This is a genomic window from Rhodococcus sp. BP22, from assembly GCF_014281965.1.
Taxonomy (GTDB): domain Bacteria; phylum Actinomycetota; class Actinomycetes; order Mycobacteriales; family Mycobacteriaceae; genus Rhodococcoides.
On record NZ_JACFTB010000005.1, the window covers coordinates 151,598 to 178,586 of the forward strand.

26 protein-coding genes are annotated in these 26,989 nt (G+C 57.1%); 19 read left to right on the forward strand and 7 right to left on the reverse strand.

Features of this window, described 5'->3' with window-relative positions:
* The first annotated feature begins 16 nt into the window (after positions 1–16).
* Positions 17–433 carry a DUF1707 domain-containing protein gene (locus H2510_RS12525; RefSeq protein WP_186628643.1) on the forward strand — a complete coding sequence of 139 codons (417 nt, stop codon included), beginning with the start codon at positions 17–19 and terminating at the stop codon, positions 431–433.
* 205 nt (positions 434–638) lie between these two features.
* On the opposite strand, the gene H2510_RS12530 is transcribed toward H2510_RS12525, so the two are convergent.
* The 3 genes from H2510_RS12530 to H2510_RS21075 form a co-directional block, all read right to left on the reverse strand.
* Positions 639–1,361 carry a class F sortase gene (locus H2510_RS12530; protein ID WP_186628644.1) on the reverse strand — a complete coding sequence of 241 codons (723 nt, stop codon included), beginning with the start codon at positions 1,359–1,361 and terminating at the stop codon, positions 639–641.
* A complete protein-coding gene (locus tag H2510_RS12535) occupies positions 1,361–2,752 on the reverse strand; it encodes an ice-binding family protein (RefSeq protein WP_222438691.1) in 1,392 nt (463 codons plus the stop codon). Before H2510_RS12535 ends, H2510_RS12530 begins: the two co-directional genes overlap by 1 nt.
* Before the next feature lie 550 nt (positions 2,753–3,302).
* Positions 3,303–3,521, reverse strand: a complete 219-nt coding sequence (locus H2510_RS21075; protein WP_186628646.1) for a hypothetical protein — start codon at positions 3,519–3,521, stop codon at positions 3,303–3,305.
* A 592-nt stretch (positions 3,522–4,113) separates the two neighbouring features.
* Between H2510_RS21075 and H2510_RS12545 the strand changes: the two genes are divergently transcribed.
* Genes H2510_RS12545 through H2510_RS12560 form a run of 4 tightly spaced genes read left to right on the forward strand, consistent with a single transcriptional unit; the run spans position 4,114 to position 10,676 of the window.
* Positions 4,114–5,610: a hypothetical protein gene (locus H2510_RS12545; protein ID WP_186628647.1), complete on the forward strand. Its 1,497-nt coding sequence runs from the start codon at positions 4,114–4,116 to the stop codon at positions 5,608–5,610.
* Positions 5,603–7,006, forward strand: coding sequence for a glycosyltransferase family 2 protein (locus tag H2510_RS12550; protein ID WP_186628648.1), 1,404 nt, complete (start codon positions 5,603–5,605; stop codon positions 7,004–7,006). The genes H2510_RS12545 and H2510_RS12550 overlap by 8 nt, the downstream gene beginning before the upstream one ends.
* On the forward strand, positions 7,003–8,991 hold the full coding sequence (locus tag H2510_RS12555; RefSeq protein ID WP_186628649.1) for a hypothetical protein: 1,989 nt from the start codon (positions 7,003–7,005) through the stop codon (positions 8,989–8,991). Before H2510_RS12550 ends, H2510_RS12555 begins: the two co-directional genes overlap by 4 nt.
* On the forward strand, positions 8,991–10,676 hold the full coding sequence (locus tag H2510_RS12560; RefSeq protein ID WP_186628650.1) for a hypothetical protein: 1,686 nt from the start codon (positions 8,991–8,993) through the stop codon (positions 10,674–10,676). The genes H2510_RS12555 and H2510_RS12560 overlap by 1 nt, the downstream gene beginning before the upstream one ends.
* Here H2510_RS12560 and H2510_RS12565 read toward each other — a convergent pair.
* Complete coding sequence (locus tag H2510_RS12565) at positions 10,649–10,954, reverse strand: hypothetical protein (RefSeq protein WP_186628651.1); 306 nt, start codon at positions 10,952–10,954, stop codon at positions 10,649–10,651. The genes H2510_RS12560 and H2510_RS12565 overlap by 28 nt on opposite strands.
* Positions 10,955–12,105: 1,151 nt before the next feature.
* Here H2510_RS12565 and H2510_RS12570 point away from each other — a divergent pair.
* From H2510_RS12570 to H2510_RS12640, 14 genes are all read left to right on the forward strand, one after another.
* Positions 12,106–13,425: a UDP-glucose/GDP-mannose dehydrogenase family protein gene (locus H2510_RS12570; protein ID WP_186628652.1), complete on the forward strand. Its 1,320-nt coding sequence runs from the start codon at positions 12,106–12,108 to the stop codon at positions 13,423–13,425.
* A 632-nt stretch (positions 13,426–14,057) separates the two neighbouring features.
* A complete protein-coding gene (locus H2510_RS12575; RefSeq protein WP_186628888.1) occupies positions 14,058–15,539 on the forward strand; it encodes a sugar transferase in 1,482 nt (493 codons plus the stop codon).
* A 518-nt stretch (positions 15,540–16,057) separates the two neighbouring features.
* Positions 16,058–16,609 carry a glycosyltransferase gene (locus tag H2510_RS12580; RefSeq protein WP_186628653.1) on the forward strand — a complete coding sequence of 184 codons (552 nt, stop codon included), beginning with the start codon at positions 16,058–16,060 and terminating at the stop codon, positions 16,607–16,609.
* A gap of 352 nt (positions 16,610–16,961) precedes the next feature.
* Entirely contained in the window at positions 16,962–17,588 is a 627-nt protein-coding gene (locus H2510_RS12585) for a glycosyltransferase (protein WP_186628654.1), read from the forward strand.
* A 91-nt stretch (positions 17,589–17,679) separates the two neighbouring features.
* Positions 17,680–18,981: an O-antigen ligase family protein gene (locus tag H2510_RS21080; protein ID WP_186628655.1), complete on the forward strand. Its 1,302-nt coding sequence runs from the start codon at positions 17,680–17,682 to the stop codon at positions 18,979–18,981.
* A 2-nt stretch (positions 18,982–18,983) separates the two neighbouring features.
* Positions 18,984–19,340, forward strand: coding sequence for a hypothetical protein (locus H2510_RS12595; protein WP_186628656.1), 357 nt, complete (start codon positions 18,984–18,986; stop codon positions 19,338–19,340).
* The gene (locus H2510_RS12600) at positions 19,333–20,643 is read left to right on the forward strand and encodes an oligosaccharide flippase family protein (protein ID WP_261392929.1); all 1,311 of its coding nucleotides are present in this window, start codon (positions 19,333–19,335) and stop codon (positions 20,641–20,643) included. The genes H2510_RS12595 and H2510_RS12600 overlap by 8 nt, the downstream gene beginning before the upstream one ends.
* 69 nt (positions 20,644–20,712) lie before the next feature.
* Positions 20,713–21,894, forward strand: coding sequence for a polysaccharide pyruvyl transferase family protein (locus H2510_RS12605; RefSeq protein ID WP_186628658.1), 1,182 nt, complete (start codon positions 20,713–20,715; stop codon positions 21,892–21,894).
* Complete coding sequence (locus H2510_RS12610; RefSeq protein ID WP_186628659.1) at positions 21,866–22,774, forward strand: glycosyltransferase family 2 protein; 909 nt, start codon at positions 21,866–21,868, stop codon at positions 22,772–22,774. The genes H2510_RS12605 and H2510_RS12610 overlap by 29 nt, the downstream gene beginning before the upstream one ends.
* Positions 22,775–22,830: 56 nt before the next feature.
* Entirely contained in the window at positions 22,831–23,349 is a 519-nt protein-coding gene (locus H2510_RS12615; RefSeq protein ID WP_186628660.1) for a DapH/DapD/GlmU-related protein, read from the forward strand.
* Between the two features lie 451 nt (positions 23,350–23,800).
* The gene (locus tag H2510_RS20820; RefSeq protein WP_261392905.1) at positions 23,801–23,965 is read left to right on the forward strand and encodes a hypothetical protein; all 165 of its coding nucleotides are present in this window, start codon (positions 23,801–23,803) and stop codon (positions 23,963–23,965) included.
* A gap of 30 nt (positions 23,966–23,995) precedes the next feature.
* The gene (locus H2510_RS21085; protein ID WP_186628661.1) at positions 23,996–24,259 is read left to right on the forward strand and encodes a hypothetical protein; all 264 of its coding nucleotides are present in this window, start codon (positions 23,996–23,998) and stop codon (positions 24,257–24,259) included.
* Positions 24,260–24,393: 134 nt separating this feature from the next.
* Positions 24,394–24,555: a hypothetical protein gene (locus H2510_RS21210; protein ID WP_397517363.1), complete on the forward strand. Its 162-nt coding sequence runs from the start codon at positions 24,394–24,396 to the stop codon at positions 24,553–24,555.
* A 465-nt stretch (positions 24,556–25,020) separates the two neighbouring features.
* Positions 25,021–25,218, forward strand: coding sequence for an SRPBCC domain-containing protein (locus tag H2510_RS12640; RefSeq protein ID WP_186628890.1), 198 nt, complete (start codon positions 25,021–25,023; stop codon positions 25,216–25,218).
* Positions 25,219–25,435: 217 nt separating this feature from the next.
* Here H2510_RS12640 and H2510_RS12645 read toward each other — a convergent pair whose 3' ends face one another.
* From H2510_RS12645 to H2510_RS12655, 3 genes are all read right to left on the reverse strand, one after another.
* The gene (locus H2510_RS12645; protein WP_186628664.1) at positions 25,436–25,639 is read right to left on the reverse strand and encodes a hypothetical protein; all 204 of its coding nucleotides are present in this window, start codon (positions 25,637–25,639) and stop codon (positions 25,436–25,438) included.
* A 141-nt stretch (positions 25,640–25,780) separates the two neighbouring features.
* Positions 25,781–26,215, reverse strand: coding sequence for a hypothetical protein (locus H2510_RS12650; protein WP_186628665.1), 435 nt, complete (start codon positions 26,213–26,215; stop codon positions 25,781–25,783).
* Positions 26,216–26,298: 83 nt separating this feature from the next.
* Positions 26,299–26,985: a TetR/AcrR family transcriptional regulator gene (locus H2510_RS12655; RefSeq protein ID WP_261392907.1), complete on the reverse strand. Its 687-nt coding sequence runs from the start codon at positions 26,983–26,985 to the stop codon at positions 26,299–26,301.
* Positions 26,986–26,989 lie beyond the last annotated feature (4 nt).

Here is a 26,989-nt window from a genome sequence, read left to right on the forward strand (position 1 = left end):
GAATGGAGTCCGAAACATGTCCGACTACCTGCCAACTCGTCGAGCCACTGACGCAGAGCGCCTCGATGCAACTCTCCACCTGACGGACGCTCTAGCCAGAGGGGCTTTGAGCGGTGAGGAGTACAACGATCGGATCGAGGACGTGAACAGCGCTCAATCGATCGACCAGATCACAGCCACTCTGATTGACCTGCCTCCTTTGCTGCCGGCCACCACCGCGAGCGAAAAACGTAAACGGGATGAACTACGCGAGTGGCTCAGAGAGTGGCAGTACTGGCTCGGCGGTTCGGTGCTGATGGTGGGCATTTGGGGAGTGCAAAGTCTGATGGACGGATCTGCGATCAAGTTCTGGCCGGGACTTCCGATTGGAATTTGGGCGCTGGTGCTCATCGCGTGTGTGTTCTGGCCGAGCGAGGACCACGAAAGTAGCTGAACAGGGCGCATGTTACGAATGGACCGCGTTGATCGCGTTCGCTGCGATGGGGGTTACGTCGCAGGTCTTACATTTGCGTAACCACGCCTCCAGGCGTGGTCCTCCGTTTCGATGGCGTTGTTCGCGAACCACTATGCGGCAGCGATGCCTTCGCTGCCGCATAGTGGAGAGCTCGTCGGTGACGAACTTGACTCTTCTGCTGGGTTCAAGTGAGAGCTGCGTACACGACGATGTTGTCGTCGTAACTCGCGGCATCGCTGTCGAACGCACCGCCGCAAGTGATCAATCTGAGACCGGCATAGTCGATATCGCCGTACACCGATGCCGTCGGAAACTCGGCTTTGGGATACTGCTCGATGTCCGAGACGGTGAAGGTCAGCACGCTGTCATCCTGACGGCTGACGACGACACTGTCCCCGCTGTTCAGTTCGCGTAGACGATAGAAAATCCCAGGGTCGCCGCCCCAATCCACGTGCCCGGCGACGATGGAGGGGCCCATCTCACCCGGGGTAGGTGAACCGTCGTACCAGCCGCCAGGGAATCCACCCGACGGCACCTCCATGGTGCCGTCGGCCTGCAGCCCCAATCCGATGAGGTCGGAATCGACACCGATTGCCGGAATCTCGATCCGCACCGGCGTCGACGCCGAGAGCGGCGCGACAGCAACCGCCGTCTCGATGGCCTGCGGATCTTCCGAAGGTGCAAGCGACGGCGCGGCCGGTTGTGGTGTGGCCGACGAAGCTGAACTGGGGGAGTCGGCCAACGATAGCGGCTGGTTGACCGTCGACGTATCGGTATCTGTCGACGCGCCGCATCCGGTGATAAGCGCTATCGCGAGTGCAACCGCAGTGACGAGCCCTCCCACCGCGCCCCGATGTCGAGGCGCGGTGGGACGATCGTTGTATCCCGAGTGGCGGTGGGAGAACATCAGCTGCCGTTGATGTTTCGGTTCTGGCGCCGAGCGACTATCAGTCCGGCTCCACCGACGAGTACCACCGCGGCCGTCCACATCGGTGCCGATTGACGCGTATTGCTCTGCTGAGCGGTACTGCCGTCACCGGTATCGACTCCACCGTTGGGAATCTGCGTGATCTGGCCACCGGGTGCATTGGTGCTCGGACCACCGTTGGGGGCTGGAGCTTGCGGTGCATTAGGTGTACCTGGCGCGTTGGATGTCCCCGGTGCGTTCGGAACGCCGGGAGCATTGGGTGTGCCGGGAGCATTGGGTGTGCCTGGAGCATTGGGTACGCCCGGGGCATTGGGGGCTCCTGGCACGTTGGGTACGCCTGGCACATTCGGTACGCCCGGCACATTCGGTGCTCCAGGGATCGGCGGAATCGTGATCACCGGGGGGACACCGGGAATCGAAGGTAGTCCGGGAATCGGGGGGATGGTGATGACCACCGGGGGGACGGTTGTTGTGGTGGTGGTGATCGGAGGCGTGGTTGTTGTGGTGGTGGTGGTGATCGGCGGTGTGGTTGTTGTGGTGGTGGTGATCGGCGGTGCGGTGGTTGTGGTGGTAATCGGAGGTGTCGTTGTTGTGGTGGTGGGCGGCACGGTGGTCGTAGTTGTGGGTGGCACGGTGGTGGTTGTGGTCGGTGGCGCGGTGGTTGTAGTCGGCGGCGTGGAACACGTCGGACGTGTGATGACGTTGGTGTCCAGTGCGACTTGACCATTGCGTGCCAGGACTCGGCCGGCAACCGTGGCTCCGGTTTGCAGGGTGATCGAGGTGAGCGCCATGATGGTACCGACGAACGTTGTGGTGGTGCCCAGTATGGCGGAGCTGCTGACCTGCCAGAACACGTTGCAGGGGTTAGCGCCGCCGATAAGGTTGACCGTGCTGTTCGGCGCGGTAATCAACGTCGAACCTGCTTGAAAGATGAAGACGGCGGCCGGATCTGATTGGGCGTCAAGGGTTACTGTCCCGGTCAGTCCGAGCGCAGAGTCCGCTTTGTACACTCCGGGAGCAAGGGTTTGTCCACCGAGGTCGGTCGAAACCAACGTTGGTGGCGTCCGCCCTGCAGCGTCGTTGTAGGCGGTGGTCAGGTCCGCCTGTGCCTGCAGTGCGGCGGCGTCCGCAGAGTGAATGACCCCGTTGTTTACCAGGCCAGGGGGGAATCCGGTGACGGCGGTGCCGGGGCTGACGCCGAGATCGCCCGAGACGACCGATGGGCCTGTGTTGGTGACCGTAGTGCCCGCTAGCACCGCATAGCTTTCCGCAGTTCCCAAGCCGACCGGCGCCGTGGCTGCACCTGCCGTTGCATTGGGGAGTATCAGTAGTGCAGCGGTGCCCAATGCGAGAATGCCGACCGACGGCATGGCGAGAAATCGGATTCGTCTTGGGGAATGCGAGCTCGGTGCAGATTGTGGTTGTGGCATATGTGTGGTCCTTTTGGGCGGCGGCGTTTGTAGACGCACCCCGGTGTCCCCCGACGCTGCCGGATATGTGCGTTAAATGAGCCTCCGCGGCCGGCGATGGTTCGCCACCCCGTGTGTATGGGGTGATGATCGTCGCGGTTCCGCGTGTGCTGACCTGCAGTGGCACGAGTCAGACCCTGATCGAGTCCGAAACGCGCCTGATGGAAAAGATTGCACAGAATTAAGCGCTTTGTCAGTTGAAGGACTTCTGCTTGACTTTCAAAGTGACGCGTATGTCACATTAGCTGCAATGCCCAGAATTCAACTCAGAATGCACTTTAATTAAAAGGATTGTTTCAATTGAAGTATTCAGCAAAATGGATGTTTGCGTTGCGCGTTCAAAATTCTGCATACCGAAACGCCTGGACCCGAAGTTCGAGCCAACAACATGTTCGAACGCAAGTTTCAACTGCGCGACATCGCGAAGTCGCGCTTCCACATCGACACAAGGTCAGGTTGGACACCCTGCCGATGCGAGCATCAGCCTCGTGATCGGAAGTGATCCGATGTCGGTGTACCGATAAGTATCGAGCAAGGTTGTCGGTCCGACCGACGCCGTCGAACTAGCGGTGGCCTTGGCCGCCGATGAAGTCGCACCGTGGTACCAACCCATCGTCGACCTCGACACTGGGTCCGTTGTCGCGTCGAAGCGTTGGCCCGCTGGAGTCATCCCAGCCGCGGTGTCCTGGGCCCCGCCAGTTTCATCGCAGTTGCCGGTAGCAAAGGAGGCAGGTCGATCGACTGGGCGCTGGTCACGTCTTGTATCCGTCGCTGTACTACGCCGAGGCAGGTGTCGACGACGCGCAGTGCTGACTGATGCTGTCGTTGCTGCAGGGCGCGAGCATTCCGATGCTGGAACACTGCGGTCTGCAGCGACGACCGGAATATCGCCGCGTCGTGGACCGGGTTTCTCGCGTCTTTTCGCGCCGGCTCGGAAACTTCCCGGCTTGAATGGTTCATTCATACGAATGAATGATTTCAGTGTGCCATTCAAGCGATAAGTCGAAAAAAACGCGCCGCGTGAAGCCCGCTCGCAATAAATGATCTTTCGTATTGATATTGCGCTTTATTCGGTCTGAATGCCCGTTTTATCCACGTTGGTGAGCTACCTCACTAACGTGGATACCGTGCTGTATTTTTTCGATTTACTTGCTTTACTGCCTATGCAGTAATTCTCCGGTGCGCCACCCTGGCGGCGATCGGGCGTGATGGCAGATGCCAAGGGGAGGCGCGATGTCGGTCGCGGCTAGTCGGATCCGTCGATGATGTTGGAGCAAACAGCTCACGTGCAGGCGCCCGACAAAGAGGATCTGCGTGCGCGGATCTCCCGAAGTATCCGTGCTCCTAGGCAATTCACTCTTGTCGGTCGCTTTCTGCTCACTGCGGGGACGACGGCTATCGCATTCGCGCCGGTGATTTCCGCCAACTTTTTCGCAGTAGTCGACGGTGCGCCCACGCTCTATCTGGTTCTGTTGCCGATGTGGGTGGTCATGATCGGGTACGGAGTCGGTCAGGTCACCCAGGGGCGTGTCATCGATGACAAAGAATTGGACTGGATCGCAGCGCTGGTGATATGCGTGGTGGCTATCGGCTGCACGTATATGGCGATTCCGCGATTATTGGCGAGTGCGACGCTGTGGCATATCGAGCTGGTGCCAATTTTCGCGGTGGTCTTCTGCGGATGCATTCTCAATTTCGGCATCAGGCGGGCGTTTCGCGGATGGCGCGTACTTCTGTTCACGGCGTTCTGCTTCCCGGGAACGGTAGTGCTCACCTCCGCGTACTTCGGCGGCACCCCCATGGTGTTCAGCCTCGTCGTCGCTGGTCTCAATACTCTTGCCGTGTGGTTTGCGATGGTGCGCCGGCCGGTGCGCTGGAGGTTGTCGTTCGCTGTGGCGGTGTGCACCGTTCTCGGCGCGGTGGCCTTGACACCGCTGTCGAGTACCGCGGGTCTGGTGGTTCCGTCCATCGTGACGTCTTGCTGCGCGGCCGCGTACGCGTTTTTTCGTCCTGGAGTTCGTACGTCCACGGCGTATCTGGATATGCCACAACGGTCGTATATTTCGGTGTTCGTGCTGGCTCTGGTGGCCTTGCTCGCGCTTGCGGTTCTTCCGGCTCCTGCTTCGCGCACACGCGAATCGAGCATGGCGACCGCCCCGACCGATTGGCTCGACAGCCTTGCGGATTCGAATAGTTTCACCGTGAGTGAGCAGGAACGGTTCGATTGGGGACCGGCGATTCTGGGCCCCGGTGCCTCGGTGGTCCGGTACGAGTTGGACGTCGCTGGAGATCCTGATCGGGTGATGTTTCTCGACGTGTTCACCGCCGGATCAGCGGGTGTTCTCTCCAGCTTCCGGGGTTCGATCTGGTACGCATCGAACCCGCCGGCCCGTGTGAAAGATAAGTTCGCCGAATTGGATCATGGTGTCGTAGTAGTGGGTTCGCAGAACGGCTCCGACGAGGTCAGCACTCCGAATGAACCACTGTGGGCAGCGTTGGCGTGGACGTGGAAGACACAGTCCGCCGACGACAGCAAGGTGTTCCAGCGCATGTATCTCATGATGTCGAAGCGTGAGGATGAACCTCGCAACGTTCCCCGGCCGAAGATGCCTACGTTCGAGGGAACCGTACTGGGACCGATCGACTGGTTGGCTCGCCAACAGGGCAGCGCCGAGTGGGATTCGGGCCAGGAGAAGTACATGGACACCCTGGTGGGCACGCTCGGCTCGATCCTGTCGGACGGCTCCTTCGATGACTGATTACACCCAAGCGTTGCCTGCGCGTTGGTCCGCGGCAGTGACATTCACACGTGGCCAGGTGATCGGGCTGCTCGCGTCTGCGTTGGTGCTCTCGACGGCACTGGTGTTGGCGACCGACAAGACACTCACCGCCATCGTCGTGGTCGTCAACCTGTATTACCTGGCGTCCACAATCGACAAGACGTACCTGCTGCATCTCGGAATGACCAAGAGTGTTGCCGTTCGCGTATCCGACGAGAGGGCGCTGGCCGTTCCCGATGACGAGTTACCCCATTACACAGTCCTGCTTCCAGTCTTCGACGAACCTGAGATCGTTCGGACGCTGATGGACGGCGTCGGCCGGTTGAACTACCCACCCGACAAGTTGGACATTCTGTTGCTGCTCGAAGCCGACGACTCCGCCACCATCGAGGCGTTCGAGGAAGAGCGGGTAGGCGGCGTCACTCCGGTATTGGTGCCCCCGAGCGAGCCCCGAACGAAACCGAAGGCCTGCAACTACGGGATGTCGCTCGAGTTGGAACGCAGTGAGTACGCCACCATCTACGACGCCGAGGACATCCCTGATCCACTTCAATTGCGCAGAGCTGCAGTTATGTTCGCCGAGTCGCCGCCTGAAGTAGCCTGCATTCAGGCTCGTCTCGGTTACTTCAACGAGAAGCAGAATATTTTGACCAAGTGGTTCGCCATGGAGTACGACCAGTGGTTCACCTACATGCTTCCCGCGCTTGCTCGACGCAACTGCGTCATCCCACTCGGTGGAACCTCGAATCACTTCAGGAGCAGTGTGTGGCGGGAGCTGGGTGGGTGGGACTCCTTCAATGTGACCGAGGATGCCGATTTGGGAGTCCGCTTGGCGCGTCACGGTTACCGGACGGCACTGATGGACTCGGTGACTCTCGAGGAAGCGAACAGCGATCCGGTCAATTGGATCCGCCAGCGTTCCCGGTGGTACAAGGGCTACTTGCAGACCTTTCTGGTGCACTTCCGTTCGCCGCGAAAACTGGTGCGTGAGATTGGTGTAGTTCCGACTTTGCGGTTTGCGAACACCACGTTGGGGATGCCGTTGAGCAACGTGATCAACTTGATCTTCTGGTGCAGCGTCTTGTTCTGGTACGTCGGGCATCCGGCGATCATGGAGACGCTCCTACCCGGCGCGATCTACTACATCTCGTTGCTGCTCTTCACCCTGGGAAACGTCGTGACACTGATGTTGGGGCTGATCTCTACGCGGGCAACCGACAAACCGTATCTTCTCCTCGCCGCGCTGACCGTGCCCGCGTACTGGGTTATGCAGGGTCTCGCGGCGGTCAAGGGGCTATTTCAACTCTTCTTCCGTGCTTCGTATTGGGAAAAAACTGTTCATGGCCTGTCGAACAATGGTGAGGGAAACAAGTGAGTGCGATCTGTGGTCGAGTGAGAGTGACATGCTCGGGTCTCGTAGTAGGACTGGTGCTTTCGCTGTCGATGCTGGGATTTGCGTCGACCGCCGAGTCCCAGCCCTCCGAGTCGATCGAGGGTCAGGACGGCGAGTCGTTGGTTCTGAATTGGCCGTCATTGGGTCTCGGATCGGAGATCGCCTTCGACGCGGCTGACGTGGAACAGGCTGTGCAGGTGCCCGTTCCGGCTGGGAGCTCGATGCTCGCCTTGACCGGTCAGTTGCGCTCTCCTGTCGAACTCGGACGGGGCTATCTCGAGGTCACGTCGGCTGACGGTCGTTTTCTCGGCTCGGCGGACATCCCGGACATCGAGTCGGGTCAGCGCGTGGCCCCGTTCTCGATAGATCTCGCGGGTGCGGCCGTCGATGCAGCTGCCGGTGTGGCGACACTGCGGATGACCGTCAGGCCGCTCGACCGTTCGAGTGCGGTGTGCGGTGCGCCGCAACGGCTGACGGCGGCCGACCTTGCGGTCAGTTTCACTGCTGCAGATCAAGTCCCGGAAACGGTCCAGCAGTTCTTTCCCTCGGTGCTCGATACCGTGGAGGTGTTCGTGGATCCGGAACCGACGACCGCCGAGAAGGAGAGTGTGCTGACTCTGGCTGCGGCCCTGGTACATCGGTACGGCCCCATTCCAGTGCAGATATCGGTGCGGCCTTTGGGTCGCACGGCGCCGGTCCCTGCCGGTGGTGGTGGGTTGACCCGCTCGGTCGTGGTGCGTGACGACACCGAGCCGGCGGCCGGTATCGCCGATACCGGTGCGGGGTCCGTTCTCGTCCTCAACGGAACAGGCTCTTCGCTGGCCGATCAGGTCGGGGTGTTCACTGCCGGTCTCGACCGAATTGTTCAGGTCCGGTCCGCAACGGTGACCAATCTGGAAGCCGATGAGATTCTGGGCACCGATACGTTGACCTTCGAGCAACTCGGCGCCGTCGCATCCACGTCGGTTCTCGGCTCCGCGCAACTGTTTTCGGGCTTCGACTCCAGTTCCTTCGGGCTGACTCAACCCGGCAATATGGAGGTGCATCTGATGGCCGATTACACCCCGGTGTCCGACGCCACCGCCACTGCCACCATTTCTGCGGGCGGGCAGGTGATGCATGCGCAAGAGTTGGATTCGTCCGGCCGAGTGGACGCGACGTTCTCCGTCGCCGGCGGGGCCATAGCCCGCGCCGTGGGTTTGAATGTCGCCCTGACCTACAGCCCGACTGCCGGGTGCTCTCAGTTCACTGCTCCGATCCAGTTTTCGATCGACCCGGAGTCGACGGTCACGGTGTCCGGTAGTAGCGGCGGCACCGGCGGTTTCAAATCCCTACCCACCAGCCTCATGCCCACCTTCCAGGTCGCGTTCGACGAGCAGGACTCCGAAGCCGATGGCGTGCTGGGATTGTCTTACGCGACGCGCGTGGTGGCGTCGATGCAGACCACCGCGAATACGGCGATGAGGCCGATAGTTGCACCGATGGACGAGGTCGTCGGTAGCGGCATGGGAGCTCTGGTGGTGGCCGATGCGGACTCACTCGGAGCGGCGGGGATATCGGCGCCGTTGGCTGTCGCCGAGGGGGCGGTGAAGATCTCGAACGATCAAGGCGTGACTATGGACGTCGACGGCGGAATCGGGTCTTTGCAGGTCTTTGCGGAAGGCGATCGGACCGTCGTAGCAATCACGACGACGGGGGAGTGGTCCCTGGTCGGGCCGGTTCTCGACCGAGCGACTGCCGGTGGAAGTTGGGCGGATCTGTCCGGCGACGTCGTCGCTGCCGGGGTCGGCGGTGAGGCTGCGCCGATGACAGTGGTGAGCGACGGACCGGCAGGGGCAGTTTCAGGACCGGAGCGCGGGTGGGTGACGTGGCTCTGGATCGGAGCGTCGGCCGTTCTCGTCGCTGCGGCCGTGATGGTGGCCGGGTTGTGGATGGATCGACGTCGTAAACGAGCGGCGTCCCGGTAGTGACGGTGACGGACGTTCGGCGATCCGAGACCCCGATCATCGCTGAACCTGCACGGCACGAGCGTGTCTGGACCTATGCGCTGTTCCTCCCGTGTGCGGTGCTCTACAGCGTCGTCGGCTACCTGCTGGCTTCGACGTACAACCTGATCGACGGCGACGGTCCTTCTCGAGTGGCCAATGCGGGCTACACAATTTTCAGCCGTGACCCGCATCTCGGTGCTATCGGGTTCGTGTGGAATCCACTACCGAGCGTCGTCGAGATCCCGTTGCTGTTGCTGACTCCGGTGTGGCCGGAGATGAAGACGCTGGGTTTGGCCGGTGTGGTGCAGAGTGCGGTATTCATGGCGCTCGCGGTGGTGGCCGTTCGTCGTATTGCGTTGGACCGGAACGTGCCTCAGGTATGGCGGTGGCTCGCCGTAGCCACCTTCGCTCTCAATCCCATGATCATCGAGTACGGCGCGACGGGGTTGAGCGAGGCTGCGTTCATCTTCTTCGTCGTCGTTGCTGTTCGACGGCTGCTGTTGTGGATGACTACTCACGACGTGCTCGATTTGGCATGGGCGGGTTTCGCGATCGGACTGAGCTATCTGGTGCGTTACGACGCGCTCAGCGTGGCGGCAGCAGCAGTCGTAGGAGTATTTCTGGTGACCTGGTTGCGTTATCGGGGTACCGCCGGAAACAAGGGGGCTCTGGGGACAGCTCTGCACGACGGGGTGATCGTGGGATTGCCCTCGGCGGCAGCATTCGTGGTCTGGGCAGTCGCCGGGTGGGTCTTGACCGGGGAGGCGATTTCGCAGATCACCTCCCCCTACGGAAACTCCTCGCAGGTATCGGTGGCTGCGGTGAACCAAGGCGGGAGCGGTGTAGACCTGGCGGCGGCCGGTGGCGAGATTCTCGCTCGAATCTTCGGCATGCAGCCGTTGCTGCTCGTGGTGTTGGCTATTGCAGCTGTTGTCGCACAAAGACAACGACGCCTCGACTCGTTTGTACCTACCGCCCTGTTCGGCGCGGTGATCATTTTTCAGGCCGCTGCTCAGATCACGGGTACCACCTTCGGGTGGTTCAGGTTCTACATTTTCGTCATTCCGCTTGTGGTCATCACGATTTTGACATGGTGGTCACCGGTAACAGTGAGTGCGCGGGGTGCGTCGGGATGGGCTCGGCATCTGCCCGGTGTGGCCATGCTCGTCGTCGCGGTGACGTCCATTCCGGTCACCTGGATATCGATGCTGAACCCTGTAGTGGGGAATCAGAGCGTGCAGTTCGGTTTGCGGTCGATCGTGTCGCCCTCGACGAATCCGATGGACCAGGAGTACTACTTTCAACTGTTTCAGGACGACAGGGCGATCGCCGAGTGGCTGGATCGGCAGAATCTGCCAGAGGGATCGGTTCTTTCGGATAGCTTCCAGAGTTGGGGAATCTGGTTGGCGTCGAACCGACCGGACCAATTTGTAATCACCAGCGACTTCGATTTCTTCGAGGTTCTCAACGACCCCGCAGCGAGTGGCATCCGGTACATCTTGGTCTCCGATCCCGTGGCCGACGGAGGGATGGATGCCATCAACACTCGGTATCCCAGTTTGTGGGACGACGGAGCGGGACTCGGTACTCGGGAGATGAGCGTCGTGGGTCCGGGGGACGTGGTCCGCTGGAGAATCTATTCGGTGGACACAGCCGGCGGCTGACGGTTGGCGAAGTGGTCTACGCATGCGGCTTGGATCTGGCGAACAAGAACCACGGTCAACGGTGCCACTGCGATCAACGCCACCCATGCGACGGGCGACAAGGCCGATACCGAGCCCGTCGCCAGAACCAGTACGGCCAACACGAGGGCACCAGCGAGCAGGGGTACGACACGTCGAGAGTAGAGCAGGAAGCCGGCTACTGGGCGACGAGCACTGGATTGACGCTGTTCCGCAGTCGCATCGCTGTTCAGACCTATCAAGACATCCTCCTGCACCACGAAGTGTTCGGTAAATGTACCTTTGGTTTGTTTAAACTTCAAATACAGACCAGATGTAGGCGTCTGCACGGGCTTGATGTCGTAGAGTCCGCCCATGGCTGGGGGTCTGTAACCACGAGGGCTCGTCAGAAACATTCGGGCGAATGACTTGGTTTGATACTCAATCACCGGCATGATGCCTTCTTATGTACAAAGTCCGCAGACGTAGCGTCTTCCTCAAGCCCCGCATGATCGATCTGTACATCGGTCTCGCCGGTGGCGGCATCGTAGCGGCCGGCATGCTTGTGATGGGCCTGCGCTGAACTGAGCCCTCGAATGGCTGTGTAGGTCGGGGGGATCCGCCCGAACCGCACAGCAATGCGGCGTGAGCAGTCGGCCGTCAGTTTGATCGTCGCAAGATTGTTGTGTCCGTGCGTGGCAGTCCCGGTTCACGTATCTCGGCAGTTCACAGGCACCCCACCCCTGTGGTGTCGTGACCGCGCCGAACACTGCCTTGGCATCGATTGGTGCGGGGTTCAGGTGGACGGATTGCGCGCCTTTCGCGAAGATCGGCTGAATCCTTCGCCGATCACGTGCGGTGGCAGTGTTGAAGAAAGGCTGGCCTCTCGCCTTGCGTCTCATCGTCGCAACTTCTCCGCCACCGTGAATAAACGGGGGATTCGATTGATAAATGGATTGTTTCAGTCGAACTGAACGAATGTATGGCGGATTGTCTTTCGTTCATCGATTTCTAGGGCGACTCCGGGGTTCCTCGAGTGGTAGTCAGACCCCCGATCGCGCTGTAATGAGCGGTCGCCAGGCGAACTATGAGTATTGAGAAAACGACGTCCGTATGTGTGACTTCTGTTACATGGAAATGCTGAAGCCGAAATTGGAACCGAATTCATTCAATTGAACGACGGATGAAACCTGTGAGACGCCCGATTGTGTTGACGATTCTGACCCGTTGCCCCGCTGGCGATCTCGTGGTCACTCACAGTGTCGGTTGCGTCGTGGCTGTCCAACTGGCGGCGGAAGTCCCAACGCGCAATTTGTCACACCGGGCCCTTAGTATGTGCGAGAGCAATGACCAGTCATTGACGTCATGTGCTCGGCTTCGCTTTCGACTGATCGCGATTCACATTCGGCCTCTGAAATAGGAAGACTCCACCATGCGAATTACCGTGTTCGGAACCGGTTATCTCGGTGCGACCCATGCGGCGTGTATGGCGGAGTTGGGACATGAGGTCCTCGGTGTCGACGTCGATCCAGCCAAGCTAGCCAAGCTCGAGGCTGGCGAGGTGCCGTTCTACGAGCCTGGGCTCGAAGAGGTTCTCCAGCGCAACATCGCGGCAGGGCGTCTGAAGTTCACGTCCTCTTATGAGGAGGCTGCTGAGTTCGCCGAGGTCCACTTCCTCGGTGTCGGCACACCGCAAAAGAAGGGTGAGTTCGCTGCCGACATGATTTATGTCGATGCGGTCATCGAGCAGCTCGCACCACTGCTCACCAAGCCGGCCGTCATCTTCGGAAAGTCGACGGTCCCAGTTGGGACCGCTGCCCGGCTTGCGACACGAGCCCGTGAGCTCGCGCCGGCGGGCGAAGAGGTCGAGGTGGCGTGGAACCCGGAGTTCCTCCGTGAGGGCTACGCAGTCAAGGACACCTTGCATCCGGATCGTCTCGTATTGGGTGTAGACAAAGTGCGACCCGGCCGTGCAGAGGAACTGGCACGCGAGGTGTACGCGCAGCTGCTCGAAGAGCAAATTCCTTTCCTTGTCACCGATCTGGCGACTGCCGAGTTGGTCAAGGCCTCGGCCAATGCCTTCCTCGCTACCAAGATTTCGTTCATCAACGCGATCGCCGAGGTCTGTGAAGCGGCAGGGGCCGATGTGACAGTGCTGGCAGATGCCATCGGTCACGACGATCGCATCGGCCGTAAGTTCCTCAACGCTGGCATCGGTTTCGGTGGCGGATGTCTGCCCAAGGATATCCGCGCTTTCATGGCCAGAGCCGGTGAATTGGGTGCCGACCAGGCGTTGACGTTCTTGCGCGAGGTCGACAACATCAACATGCGCCGCCGTACCCGCATGGTGGAGTTGGCCAGAGAAGCCTGCGGGTCCCTGCTGGGTGCGCGGGTCGCGGTGCTCGGGGCGGCTTTCAAGCCTGATTCGGACGACGTGCGTGATTCTCCGGCCCTCAATGTGGCTGGCCAGATCCAGCTGCAGGGTGCTGCGGTCAACGTGTACGACCCGAAGGCGATGGACAACTCGCGTGCGCTGTTTCCGACACTTGGCTACAGCACCTCAGCGCTCGAAGCGTGCGAAGGTGCGGACGTAGTGCTTGTACTGACGGAATGGAAAGAGTTCAAGGCGTTGACACCCAAGGACCTCGACAGCGTGGTTCGGGCGAAAACCTTGATCGATGGCCGGAACTGCCTCGATCCGCTGGAGTGGCGCAACGCTGGCTGGACCTACCGCGGGCTTGGTCGCCCGTAAAGCAAATCTGACATTGTTTATAGCGATTTAACAGTCGCAAAAATGTCTGTCGAAGGCCAAAAGAACTCCCGTCATTCAATCGTATGAATCCGTGGCGGACCCACCGTCACGTCGCCTAAAAACAGTCTAAGTGACTGCTTATTGAGCATTCGATAACATTGTTAATGTTTCGTATTACGAGAATTTATGCATGGGGATCGCGGTCGAAACCTCGTTTTGGTGGTTTTCTGAGGGAGGCCGGCGGGTATGTGTGACCCGAAGTGATAGCAGGAGAATACTTGCCACGCTTGATGTTTGCTGCTCAAGATGGATTTTTCGCGTGGGTGTAACAACGCGCTGCGCTCGTTCGATGTGTGGTGTGTGCGGGATTCTCGACTCGTTACGCTCGCGCTCTAAGCGTTGGGTATGGTAAACCAATTAGACCGCGTAATTAAAATGTGATTTGACTCACTTGGAGAGTTGAATTTCAGGCAACGTGCGAAAATTTGAATGCGCGAGTAGATCGGGTTGGAGAAAGTGCCTTCATGCCATTGTGGATATGAATCATCGGGGTTCGCAGGCAATCGTTGACAGTCGCCCCCAAGGCTGTCGAAGCACCGTTAGGAGGGGAGTCGGTGGCAACGCTGGGATCAGTGCGGCAGACTTCGCACACAGTATCGCCGGGCAAACAGGCGTGGCGGGTACGCCGATTGACTTCTCGCCGGGTGTGGGAACACCAGTACATAGACAGGCTCCGAGTTACCGACGTCCTTGTTGTCGTCGCTGCCGTTGCGCTGGCGCAGTTGATCCGGTTCGGCGAACTGCAGACCACAGCGATGCTGAGTTACACAGGAGTCTCTGTTGGCCTAGCAGGGCTCTGGATTTCGTTCCTTGCTATCTTCCGCACCCGTTCGACCCGGGTGATCGGGAACGGTGCAGAGGAGTACCGACGGATCGTCTCGGCTACCTTCCGGCTCTTTGGTGTCATTGCGATTCTTTCGCTCCTATTCAAGATTGACATCGCTCGCCTCTACCTAGCTATCGCGTTCCCGGTCGGACTCTTGGGCCTTCTGGTTAGTCGCTGGGTGTGGCGGAAGGGTGTCGCAGCCAAGCGCAGCAAGGGAAAGTACCAGACCGCCGTGCTGATCGTCGGTAGCCGAACAGCAGCGGTATCGATGGCGAAGCAGTTCGAACGATCACCTGCGGCCGGGTACAGCGTGGTCGGCATCTGTCTGCCGGGCTTTGAAGCCAAGCGTGATGCCGCGATCATCGAAGGCTACGAGATTCCGGTGCTGGGCGACGAACACAGCGTAATCGAAGCCATTGAGGCCTCGGGAGCCGACACGGTTGCTGTCACTGCTACCGAACACCTCGGCACCAAGGGAATCCGCAAAATGGTGTGGGATCTGGAGAAGAAGAACGTAGACCTCGTGGTCGCTCCCGGTGTCGTCGACGTGGCGGGCCCGCGCCTGGTCATGCGCCCGGTCGCGGGATTCCCGCTCATTCATGTAGAGAAGCCTCAGTACAACGGCGCGACGCGCTTCAGCAAGACGGCTTTCGACTTCGTCTTCTCCATTGTGGTGCTCACGTTGATTTCGCCGATTCTGCTAGCGACAGCCGTTGCTGTAAAGGCGACAAGTCGAGGACCGGTGTTCTACAAGTCCGAGCGCATGGGCATCGACGGTAAGCCGTTCCCAATGATCAAGTTCCGCAGCATGATCCAGAACGCCGACAAGCAGGTGGATACTCTGCTCGCCCAGAACGAGAGTTCTGGCGGCGTGCTGTTCAAGATGCGCGAAGATCCGCGGGTTACCAAGGTTGGCAGGTTCATGAGGAAGTTCAGCATCGACGAACTGCCACAGTTCTTGAACGTCCTTCGTCGCGAAATGAGCGTTGTCGGACCTCGGCCGCCCCTCCGTCGCGAAGTGGAAACGTATGACGGTGAAGTTCGACGCCGACTACTGGTCAAGCCTGGTATTACCGGGCTTTGGCAAGTGAGTGGCCGATCAGACTTGTCATGGGAAGAGACTGTGCGACTTGACTTATCGTACGTCGAGAATTGGTCCATGGTGGGCGACTTGTTGATTATCGCCAAAACCGTTAAAGCTGTGGTTGGAAGTGATGGTGCCTATTGAACTGGCAAACAACTATGGCATTCTAATGAATATTCGCAACGATATGCGTCCGAATTTAATTGCAAGATCCGCGGCTGAATTTGGGCGAAAAGGTGTAACTGGTGATTAGGTCAAATGAAACACTCGGTACGATCATGGGAACTGGGAAAAAGGGCCTTTGGGTTGCATCGACGGGCGGCCACTTAGAGCAGCTAGTAAGAATATCGAATTTATCTTCCTACCGAGGTGATTCGGTCTGGGTTACTTTCGATAACCAGCAATCACGAAGCCTCCTCGGAAACAAGCGGAGAGTATATGTCGACTACGTACGACCACGTGATCTCTATAAAGCAATGAAGGCAGCCTGGCAGGTACTTCCTACTCTTAGGTCGGAATCATTCGACTTTTGCATCAGCACGGGAGCAGCAGTAGCCACATTCATTCTTCCCTTATCGCGTATCTGCGGCGCACGGGCCATCTACATTGAGAGCGTAAGTCGTACAGCAGGGCCATCGTTGACAGGTCGAATTATGGCGACGGTGCCGGGAGTTGAGACCTATACCCAGCATTCAAGCTGGAACCTAAAGAAATGGACTTACATCGGTTCCTTACTCGACAAGTGGACCGTATCTAATTCAACGCCGATTGAACGGCCTCTAAAGGTATTTGTTACGCTCGGTACCATCAAGCCTTATGTCTTTGAACGCGCTGTGGACGCTGTGCTTGAAATCTTGAGGCCAAGCGATAGCGTGGTTTGGCAACTTGGTACATCGTGGCGGGACGGTCTCCCTGGGGAGAGTTTTAGAGAGTTAACTTCGGAAGAGGTCGATTTCAATATTAGACATGCTGATGTCGTCATCACCCACGCGGGTGTTGGATCGATAATAAATATACTGGACGCAGGTTCATCTCCGGTTCTAGCCATACGAAAAAAGAGATACAACGAACATATCGACGATCACCAACAGCAAATTGCAGACACGATGGTAAAACGAGGTCTAGCACAAGCCCTCGATCTTGAGAGACCTGACCGAAGTACACTTCTAACGGCTGCCTACAGAACTGTGGAGACTAGGTCAAACGATGAATAATACGACTTCGAACGGCGTATTCATAAGCTGGATTGGATTCCATGGGCGCAGCCAGAGCCTCGCCGATGTGCTTGGATATAAAGCGGTCTATATTGAATCATCCTTGCGGAACCCCATACTTCGATACGTGGACTCGGCCGTCCAGACAGTGCGTGAGTTACGAGCAAGCCGACCAAAAGTAATTGTCATTATGCTACCGCCCATCCCGTTGATGTTCATTGTTCGAATGTATGCCAGTGCTAGGCGATCAGTCGTCGTTGCTGATCTGCATAGCGGAGTCTTTCTGGATCCTAAATGGCGGTGGGCGTTACCGATAACGTTGAGATTGTTCCGGACCTGTGATCTAGCAATAGTGACGAACGCGAAGTTGCAAAAAACATGCCTTGCTAATGGAGTGGAGGCGCAGGTCTTGCACGACCCGCTCCCCGTGGATTCTGGTGACGATCAAAGCGTTACAATGCAGCGAAAAACTAATCAAGTGCTAGTGCCGCTTAGCTACGCAAACGATGAACCACTACAAAAAATTCTTGAGGCTGCTTCTTTATCTCCTGAGCTTCAGTGGTACCTGACTGGTAAAGCACCGCAGACCGTTAAAGGACACGCGCCCCGTAACGTAATCTTTACTGGATACTTAGACGCTGCCGAATATGACGAATTGGTACGAACTTCCACTGTGTTAATAGCATTGACGAACCGGCCGCATACGATGCAGCGGGCCGCATATGAGGCTCTAGCAGCGGCGACCCCTTTGGTCACCAGCAACTATGAAGAACTTCGTAGTTACTTCGGAACTTCTGCTTACTACACTTCGAACGAAAGCTCGTCCATTGTAAATGCGATTGCACAAGCGCTTGCCGACCCCGCTTCGTGTGCGGAACGGCTCAGCGTGAAGTTTGATGAAAAGGTTGCGGATGAGGCGCAGGCAATCTTGCTTCTGAAAGAATCTTTGGCACATAGGATCGCGGACAGAAATGTCTAACACGTCAAAGCTACGACACTCCTCGGAGCTGCGTCCGGATCTCGGGCTAAAAACTGATGGGGTTGGACGAGGGCGATTTATTTGGATCGCTGTGGCTTCTGCATCGCTTCCATCATTGTTCGAGACGGAATGGAAGGTTGAACTTCCAGTCGGATCAGTTTATCTTGCCGACATTTTTTTGGTAATAGCAGTGGCACTAGCCTTTCGTTACCTTCGCAACACCCCGGGCAGCGCAGTGCTATTTTACTGCGCGATAATTTCCATTGCTATCGGCGTGGTTGCTGGAGCTAGCCCGTCCTGGATTGTGCGTGACGGACGGCCATTCTTCTACTTGCTGGCAGGCTTGGTCATCGGCGCATATTCAATACAGAATACTCGGGCGCTTATATTTGGTATCCGATTGATGATCGGTCTGATAGCGGTTACTGCTCTCCTCGCTATAGCTAGCCAGCTAGGACAACTGTCAATAGTTGGTACAGAGCGGGGCGCAGAGAATGCAATTTACTATAATGGACAAGCTCGATATTTGACAGCTAAACGCATACAGACCGAGCCAGTTCCAGTGGCCTTACTTCTACTATGCCTCGCATGTTCAGCATGGGTACTCAGAGTCAACCTTTCTCGGCTTATTGGTAGAAACTGGATGTGGTTGGGAGTTGCGTCCACATTGGTGCTCACCACGATGGCGTATTCACGCAACTCGCTACTTGGCCTGGCTACGGCTTTGCTCTCCGCGCTTCTGCTCCCGGCTTCTTTGGCTAGACTGGACCGCTTAGGTCGAATGTTAGCTTTGGTCGTCGGGGTCAGCATCTTTATTGGAATACCAATTTGGATTGGCTATCAATTCGGCTATTTCGGAAATGTAATTGACTCGTTCTCCTCACGAGTGATTGCTGGTATTGCCCCGGATGCGATTGGTAGCGACCCGTCAGTTGGATGGAGGTTTACCGAAACAGAAGCAGCCGTTCGATTTTTGATTCAAAACCCGCTCGCTGGGAGTGGGTTGGGCGCGTTCTATCGTGATCGAATTGCGAGCGAACCGTTTCGAGGAGACGAAGGCCGGCTCTATCTGCACAATTTCTATGTATTGTTGTTTGTCAAATTTGGTTTTGTAATGGGCGTTATGATTCTTTCAGCTATTATTGGATCCGTGATCCGTATGATCCGAGCTGGTAAGTTGGCGGCTGGTCGCGCAGACTATTGGACAGTGTCGGCCTGCGGTTTTATCTCGATGTTAATGGTCAGTACAGTCGCTCCGGTTGTGTACTCGAGAAGTTTCGCAGTAGTGGGCGGTGTTATGGTCGCTTTAGGTTTGCTGAGCTTAGCTAACAGTGGTTCGGAAACGAAAGCAAATAAGGGGCGGCTGGACCAACCTGAGTCGGAAAAGCATTGAACATGGAACCCAGGAAAAAAGTGAAGCTAAATACAATAGTCGAACAATGGGACGGGACTTCCTCGGTATCGGTTCTGGCGTCGCGCTGCAAAATTCTTGTCAGCTATGGATACAACCTGCTGGCACAAGAGATCGCGGTTGAAACCGATTTGCCTTTCATGCGTACGAGCCATGCCTCCTTGGACGTGACCGACTGGATGTCGTGTAGTCGATCTGGTGACGGAGACCTAATCTTTCGAGTGCGCGAAACGGCTTTCCCATCACTCGAAAGCGCTTTTGTGATTCCGTCAATAACGGCAGGTGCGGTGACAGCTAACTTCATTAACTGTTCAGAAGTAGATCGTCGTGACCATGTTTAGGTTGGTCGGATCGACTGCCAAACGTACGTCCGGTGCAGTGAACTCGGTTGTGTCGACGCCCGCTGGTCTCCTAGTTTCGCGAATAGTTGCCTCCGCAGCCGCAATAGTTACCTCTCCGATGATCGCCCGGTCCACTGGTGCGGACGGGAGAGGCCTCATTGCTGCAGCAATGACAGTTTTGATGATCGTTCCGATCGCGCTTGCTCTCGGCCTGCCTTGGGCGGTCCGTCGACGATGCGCACTGAGTCTGGATGGGCGTGACCTGGTTGTTCGGTCAGCTCAAGTTCTAAGTCTTGCAATGCTCGTACCCGCGGTAGTAATTGGCCTAGTGTTAAATGCAACTCTTCTGTCTGCGCTACCCAACGCTGCGAAGGTTTGGTTGTTGGTTGGACTAGCTTTGACACCGTTGATAATAAGCAGGAACTGTCTGTATAGCCTCCTTGTAGTGCAAAATCGTTTCCGTGCGCTGTTCTTAGCTACGGTAAGCCAACCACTAACAAATGTAATATTAATTCTCATCCTGTTTGTGTCTGGATCTCTAAACATCGCAAGCGCCATCGCTACGACGACAACGTCGATTCTCGTCTCCTACATACTGACTTCATCTATTGATGATAGTAAGAAATTTGGAAAGCTGGTCTCTCTACGTAGTTTGCTTCGAGAATCACTTGCCTCAGCTGGTGCTCAGATCTCTGAGATAGCGTCTTACCGACTGAATCAATTGGTGCTTCTACCGTTCATTGGAAGTGCGGCTCTAGGAAACTATGCGGTTGCAGTTAATATTGCGCTTGCTCCCGCGCCTGTAGGTCAGGCAATCGGCACTGCTACATTCCGAGAGTCAGCGAATCTCGATACGATTGGCAAGAAAGAGATCGCGGCGCGCACACTTAATGCTTCAGTGTCGATCGGTTTTTGTGCAATGCTTGGGATCCTTGCGGTTACACCTTGGGCAGTTCCGTTCTTCTTCGGATCTGAATTTCGCGCCGCCGTTATGGCTGCACAAATCTTGGGCATAGGTTTGATCTTTGTTGTCGCAAATTACACTCTGACGTCGAACATGATTGCGCAGGGGCTTAATCTTCGTGCCAGTTTTGCGCAATATATCGGTTTTGTCGTTGGTTTGTTGGCAGTCATTGGATTCGGTGTTGCGTTTGGCTTGACCGGAGCGGCTGTCGGGTCCGTGGTTGGATTTGCCACAACGTCGCTGGCTTCCTCGGTTCTGTTGAAAGTCAATATATCTGCCTGGATGCCTAGGTGGTCCGGTTTAGTAAATTCAATTAGAATACTCAGAGGTAAGGCATGATCTGCTTGAAGAAATACGGAGATACATTTAAGGCTTATTCGTGCTGCAATCTTTCGAAAGGATAGGTCTATGCCGAATTTAACACTTGGTGCTTACGACAGGTTCAACTATGGTGACTTATTGTTTCCCATCATGCTTGATGCTTCATACGCACGAATTAAAAATCGTGAGAGCGCTTCCAGGCTAATTCATTGCACAATCGGCAAGGGGGACATGCAACGTGAGGGTGGGGTGGAAACGGTAGGCGCGCAGGCCGCTTTCCAATCAGGCGGTCAGAAACTGATCGTCGGGGGTGGTGAAGTTTTGGGCGCTGGTTGGTTCAGCATGTGGTCTAGTCTGCAACCAGATTGGATGGACTCGGCAGTGCGCTTTACCAGGAAGGGCGTTCCCCGCCGTTCGAGGGAGTGGTTTGGCCGTCACATGCTGAGGGGATACTGGGAATATCCGTTTGTGCCTGATGTCCGTACAATCAAAACCGTCGGTTTTAACGCTATTGGTGCTACACACTCAGATATCCTGCCAATTGCTGAACAGCGGAAGCTATGGGAAATAGTCGCGAAGGCAGCAGTGGCGACAGTACGCGACAATACTTCCGCGTCAATTGCCGCACGGTTTGGGCTTGATCTTCCTGTTGTACCGGATTCGGCCGCTGCGATATTGGATCTGCCGCGCTTCAAGAGGCAGCGGGAAGTCGCACCAGTCGGCGGTGGGTCCGACTCGGGGCCTGTAGTTCTCCAGATGTCGCGAAGTTGGGCTTCTTCTTGCTCGCAGGAAACTATCGACGCGCTCTCGCAGATCGGGACGCAAGTGGGCGGATTAGTCCTTCTCCCAGTGGGCTTAGCGAGTGCGCATTCGGATCAAAGCGGACTCGAAATGGTTTCACGAAGGCTGAAATGTGCGAGTACTCTTGTTATCCCGAAGACTTTGGATGAGATTGTTACTTGTATAACGAGTGCTTCTGTGGTGATCGCTTCAAGTCTGCATGTGAGTATCACTGCGATGGCCGCCGGCGTCAGGGTCATCCCGCTGGTCGGCGTCAAAAAGCTCGCTGCATACGTGGATACCTGGGGTTTTGAGAACGAGACCCCTGTTAGTGGAGCAGCGATCTTGGATATGTTCGGATCAGATGATTCAGAGGCGTGTCGAAGGGCGCGTGTCGACCGTGCTTCGTCGATGTCGGTTGCCGCCCAGAGAGCTACCAGAATGGTGATCGAAAAGACTTATGAACTTCTACCAGATGCAACCGTCTGATATGGGCCCAAACGTTGATAGTCGGGTTCATTTAATTATTGTCAACTATTTTTCAAGTGAGATGGTTGAGCAACTTCTGTCGGCGATTGATCCAGCATACTTTGGGTCAATTTGTGTTGTGGATAATTCTGTTAATGCAACCGAGGCGTTCAATCTGAAGTCTTGCTGTAACGGCAAACCGGTTAGTATCGTGACAGCACCGGACAATATAGGATTTGGCGCTGCCGTTAATCTTGGTGCTAATAGCCTCGTAATGGATTCTTCGGACGTCTTGTGGATCTTGAATCCAGATACTTTACCGGCGGTGGATTGTGCGGAAAACCTCCTTCGGACGATGGTGGCTGAGCAGGCTTCGTTTGCTTCACCCGTCATCACTACCGGTGTGGGGGGGGCGGAAATTTGGTTCTCAGGTGGAGTGATCGATTCAAAAAAGGGTCGTACCGAGCATTCCCATTCTCCAGTAGAAGATGTCGTTTGCTGCAATTTCCTCACCGGTGCGGCCTTGATGGTTTGCGTCTCAGCTTGGCGGCAATTGAATGGTTTTCGCGAAGACCTATTCATGTATTGGGAGGATGCCGATCTGTCAATTAGAGCTGCAAAGGCAGGTTTCAAATTGATCGTTGATCCCGGATCCACAGTGTGGCATGCGGTGGGTGCAACATCCAGTCAAGAGGGTCGCAGTAGTCTATTCTACTACTATATGCAACGGAATCGACTGATTGTACTTCGTGAAGAATTCGGGCTGATCTACTGCCTGCACCCGTACAGAATGCGCGAGTCTCTAATCATGAGTCTCCGTGTCGTACGTGAACCGAATGGCGGATTCGCAAAATTCGGAGCATCGATTCGAGGGTTTGCAGCTGGCCTTTTTGCGGCCTAGCGTGAATCATTTAGTCCGCATGTCTAAGAGTCTGTGGTTCGTAAAGGAGAGGTCGGATGTTTGCAGCCAAAGGGGTCAAGCGGCATGGTGCGCGCGCAGTTCGCGACTTGGTCCGAAATCGAATACTGGCATCGGTTCTAATTCCGGCGCCAGTGCGTTGGCGGTTTTACAAGCTCAGTGGATTAGACGTTGCGAAAAGCTTTATCGCCCCTGGTCTTTTTGTGGGTGGTGCAGGATTAAGGGTATCTCCTGGTGTGATCTTGAATTATGATTGCTTCGTTGATGCCACAGGTAAGGTCTATCTGGGCCCTAACGTGGCGATCGGTCCCGGCAGTAGGATTTTGACTGTGACTCATGATATCGGGCCGCAAGAAAAGCGTCGTGGTCTTGAACAGATAGTCAAAGGTGTTCGGATAGAAGAAGGCTGCTGGCTTGGTGCGAATGTGACCGTCCTGCCCGGAGTTAGAATAGGTGCAGGTACCGTGGTTGCTGCGGGCAGTGTTGTCGTTTCTGACCTCGAAGAGAATTCAGTTTATGCTGGTGTGCCATCAAAGCTAGTCCGCAAGATCCTATAGATATTTCTATCGTTCTCATGATGGTGGATGTGTCAGTAAGGTAAGCATCATGCGATTGTTGTCATTCGAGCCGCCACGTCCGCGTCTCTGAGGATAGTGATTTTTAGCGGTAGAACCGGTTCTTCGATCTTGAGCGGGCAACCCGGGCCCTGAGCTCGTTCGGCGTGTCTGCCAGCTGAAGGCCCTTTGCCCTGAAGTCTGAATGTTGCGACACACCAGGCGACGAGAACACCAAGGTTATGGATCAGAGTGCGACAGTGCTGTGTTCGGGCAGCCTCAAGTCCGCGTGAATCGCACGTCCACCAACGACGTCGCAGTGCAGCTGGTCGAGTTCTACACCGAAGACGAACGGGCCGCGGCGTGCCCGGGGTGCGGTGTGGTGTCGACATCAGTGAAGTGTCATGCGGTCACCAGGCCAAGGGGTATCTCGTACTGCGAAAGATCAATTGCGATGCAGTGGAACAAAACCCGATGGCGATTCCGGGAAGATTACTGGCATCGCGGATCGTTGACCGAGAGCATCGACGAGCTACCGCCGCGTGCGAGACTGACCGGTCGACTCGGCCGAGCGATGGGATGGGATGGGATGGGATGGGCGATCGGCGATGCCGCATGATCGGTTTCCGAAGTCGCCGGCACTCATGGTGTGTCCTGGCCGATCGCGCATTGCCGATTCGTCGCTTTGGCCGCGCAGATGTTGGCCGAGCCGGGCCCGGTGCGGGTGTTGGGAATCGACGAGGCACGCCGAGGCAAGCCCATGTGGGACCGCTGCGAGACGACCGGCGAGTACGTCCGTCAGGATCCGTGGGACACCGTGTTCGTCGATATCAGCGGCCGCCAGGACATGCTCGGGCAGCAGAGCGGCAGAACATCAGCGACGGTGCTGTGCTGGCTCCGTGCCCGCAGTTAGGAGTTCCGAGACGGGATCGAGTACGTGGCGATCGACCTGCGGCGGTCGACGCCTCCGCAGTCCGCACCCCGGATCTGTTGTCAAACGCGGTGCTGGTTGTCGATCATTTCCATCTCGTCGCCAAAGCCAACGATGTGGTCACCAAGGTCCGTCAACGAGTGACATGGGATCAGCGGTCCCGTCGCGGCCGGGTGATAGACCCGGAGTGGGCGAACCGAGGACGACTACTGCGCAGGCGGGACAGGCTTGCGCGGGCACAAACCCAATATGCAACCAAACGGGCGCTTCGACTTTAACCGGGCAACTCAGCATGAAGCCTAAATGTTGGCCCGCGCCGTGAGGGTCGTATGAAACCGTATCCGACGGGCCGAGTTGTCAGAGGTCTTGCAAGATGTGGAACGAGATCGACGCGAAGGAGGAATTACGGACCCTGGTGTCGACCGTCCGTGACAGTGGGGATCGGCATCGAACCTCGCATCGGCTGCACCGGTTCTTCACTTAGTGTGCCGATTCGCAGATTCCGGAACATCGACACTTCCTGAATCCCGGAGCGTCCAGAAGTGCACGCCGAGTGGGATCGGCGAGTGCCTTGAAGACGGCATTGATCACGTTGGCGAAGATGGTCGACACGTGGTGGCCCGAAATGAACGCATTCATCACCATCGGCATCACGAACGCGAAAACGGAGGGCTACGGCCGCCTGGTCAAACAGGTTGAACGATCCGCATGCGTACGCCGACAGTATCTGCGCACCACCATAGATCGAGTCGGTTCAAGACTCCGTGAAGTTGACCGTCAGCCACACGAACGTTCCCACTAGGGAGATGCTCGACGGCATCGCGCAAGGCTGGCCAACCTTGCTGGCAAACCTCAAGTCCTACTTGGAAACTGGGACGACGCTGCCGAGCGAGGTCTGGCAGATGCAGAACGGAACTGAACTCGCCGCCACCGAGAGCTAGGGAGAGGGAAGATCCCATGAGCTCCGATTTCGCAACCCTCCACCCCGGCCTCGAAGCGCGATGAACTGCCATAAGGCAAAGCATCCGCACAACGACGGGACCACCGACGCAATGCGCCGGTGGTCCGAGGGTTGATCGAGCGCAGCGTCCACCGGCATTCGAGACTCACACTGCGATCGGCTCTCTCGCTGCCATGATCAGGTGAGACCTGTAATCGTTAGGTGCCCGGATTGAACGGATTGATGCCGTTCTGGAGTTGATAGAAGAATCCCCAGACCGCGTAGTAAACCGGGTACAGCCAGTTGGGCACCCACTCAGGAGTAATAGGACCACTGCCCGGACTTGCATTGGCAACACCCGATGTGACGAACAAGATCAACGGCACCGAAACCGCAACTGTGGCAACTCTCAACTTGTTCATGCTGGAGCTATCGCGCAGAACGAGTGCACGTTACAAGACTGAACCGACCCGGCCCCGCCGGTGCTGTCCAAAGGGCAAGAGACGCTTGACGTGAGCTGTCGGATGAAACGATCGATGCCGCAACCACCTTCACCTACAGTGCTACGGGCACAGATCCTGCCGAGTCTGGTTCCAGAACGGGAACAGTTGCGCACTGGTGGCGTCAGGGTGATCGCGCTGGGCAAGGTCGTCGAATTCCAGGACAGTTTTTCCTGCGGTCCGGGCAACTCCGCACGCCTGCAAACTCAGTTTCGCTGAATCCACGAACCCGATATCGGCGGCGTAAGGTCCCAGCACGCCCGAGTCGACGAAAGATTCGAGTCCCTTACCCCACATGTTGTACTCGGTTTGAAGGTCGAAGTCGCACGGCTCCCCGAACAACGAGCTGCACGTCGTCGGCTGGCCATGGATCACGAACGATTCATCGGCGAGGGCGGGCGATGTGGTGTCCCTGGATGACTTGATCACCGCAAGCAAGACGATGAAGACCACCGCGAAGAAGCCAAGGAAAATCAGCACGTTCAGGATGCGTTTCATCTGCAATCACCCGTCCCAGCGTGGACATGTCGAGGCCGAGTCTTCATCCTGCCGGATCGGGGCTCTGGCGCGTGTGGCAACCGTCAATCCAGCGTCTCGGCGTGCACCCGCGGCCAGTTCTCTGGCCAATGTCCAGGCTCTGGCACTACGGCGAAATATGCGGCGGTAGCCATATCGAGCAGATTGACGATGAAAGAGTTCAGGTCGAGCCTTCCTGGGTCGTCCGCTGGCATTCTGGTGCGCGCAGCGAATGAGGCGATGACAAATCTAGTGATCAGCCGGACACGTTCGTCGAGCACATCTGGGGGGATGTCGGGAAGGCTGCGGCGGATCTGGTTCATGGCGCTGGCGCTCGACGGGATGTAGCGCGATTCCGGCATGCTGCCAGGCTCTTCGTATACGCGGGCCATGATCTGGATGAAGCGGCGGCCACGCTCCGAGCTGAGCTTCTCCGCGTAGGGGATGGAGAGAGCGGCGATCGCGTCCCGGACGGCAGCGGGGGAGGACTGATCGCCGCTGCATAGCTGTTGGGTGCACTCGTCCACCCGCTGCCGGACATCCGCCATGTGTGCAGCCACGATCTGCTCGAGCAGCCCTTCGCGGGAGCCGAAATAGTAGTGCACCGCAGAGTCGTTCCGCACGCCTGCGAGCGTGTTCAGGTCGCGCAGACGCACACCATTCGGACGATTGTCCGCAAACAGGGTCTCGCCCGCCCGCATCAGTCGCTCACGCGCCGAATCAGGCTCGGCACTCAGTGGATGAATGCTCATGGTT

What these genes read in the sequence shown, in the direction of transcription:
- H2510_RS12600 (WP_261392929.1), top strand. Translation starts at nt 19,333, where the DNA reads ATGTTTAGGTTGGTCGGATCGACTGCCAAACGTACGTCCGGTGCAGTG.
- H2510_RS12615 (WP_186628660.1), top strand. Translation starts at nt 22,831, where the DNA reads ATGTTTGCAGCCAAAGGGGTCAAGCGGCATGGTGCGCGCGCAGTTCGC.
- H2510_RS12645 (WP_186628664.1), bottom strand. Translation starts at nt 25,639, where the DNA reads ATGAACAAGTTGAGAGTTGCCACAGTTGCGGTTTCGGTGCCGTTGATC.
- H2510_RS12595 (WP_186628656.1), top strand. Translation starts at nt 18,984, where the DNA reads ATGGAACCCAGGAAAAAAGTGAAGCTAAATACAATAGTCGAACAATGG.
- H2510_RS21075 (WP_186628646.1), bottom strand. Translation starts at nt 3,521, where the DNA reads ATGACTCCAGCGGGCCAACGCTTCGACGCGACAACGGACCCAGTGTCG.
- H2510_RS12525 (WP_186628643.1), top strand. Translation starts at nt 17, where the DNA reads ATGTCCGACTACCTGCCAACTCGTCGAGCCACTGACGCAGAGCGCCTC.
- H2510_RS12530 (WP_186628644.1), bottom strand. Translation starts at nt 1,361, where the DNA reads ATGTTCTCCCACCGCCACTCGGGATACAACGATCGTCCCACCGCGCCT.
- H2510_RS12535 (WP_222438691.1), bottom strand. Translation starts at nt 2,752, where the DNA reads ATGCCGTCGGTCGGCATTCTCGCATTGGGCACCGCTGCACTACTGATA.
- H2510_RS12570 (WP_186628652.1), top strand. Translation starts at nt 12,106, where the DNA reads ATGCGAATTACCGTGTTCGGAACCGGTTATCTCGGTGCGACCCATGCG.
- H2510_RS12655 (WP_261392907.1), bottom strand. Translation starts at nt 26,985, where the DNA reads ATGAGCATTCATCCACTGAGTGCCGAGCCTGATTCGGCGCGTGAGCGA.
- H2510_RS12550 (WP_186628648.1), top strand. Translation starts at nt 5,603, where the DNA reads ATGACTGATTACACCCAAGCGTTGCCTGCGCGTTGGTCCGCGGCAGTG.
- H2510_RS12650 (WP_186628665.1), bottom strand. Translation starts at nt 26,215, where the DNA reads ATGAAACGCATCCTGAACGTGCTGATTTTCCTTGGCTTCTTCGCGGTG.
- H2510_RS12545 (WP_186628647.1), top strand. Translation starts at nt 4,114, where the DNA reads ATGATGTTGGAGCAAACAGCTCACGTGCAGGCGCCCGACAAAGAGGAT.
- H2510_RS12605 (WP_186628658.1), top strand. Translation starts at nt 20,713, where the DNA reads ATGCCGAATTTAACACTTGGTGCTTACGACAGGTTCAACTATGGTGAC.
- H2510_RS20820 (WP_261392905.1), top strand. Translation starts at nt 23,801, where the DNA reads ATGCAGTGGAACAAAACCCGATGGCGATTCCGGGAAGATTACTGGCAT.
- H2510_RS12610 (WP_186628659.1), top strand. Translation starts at nt 21,866, where the DNA reads ATGAACTTCTACCAGATGCAACCGTCTGATATGGGCCCAAACGTTGAT.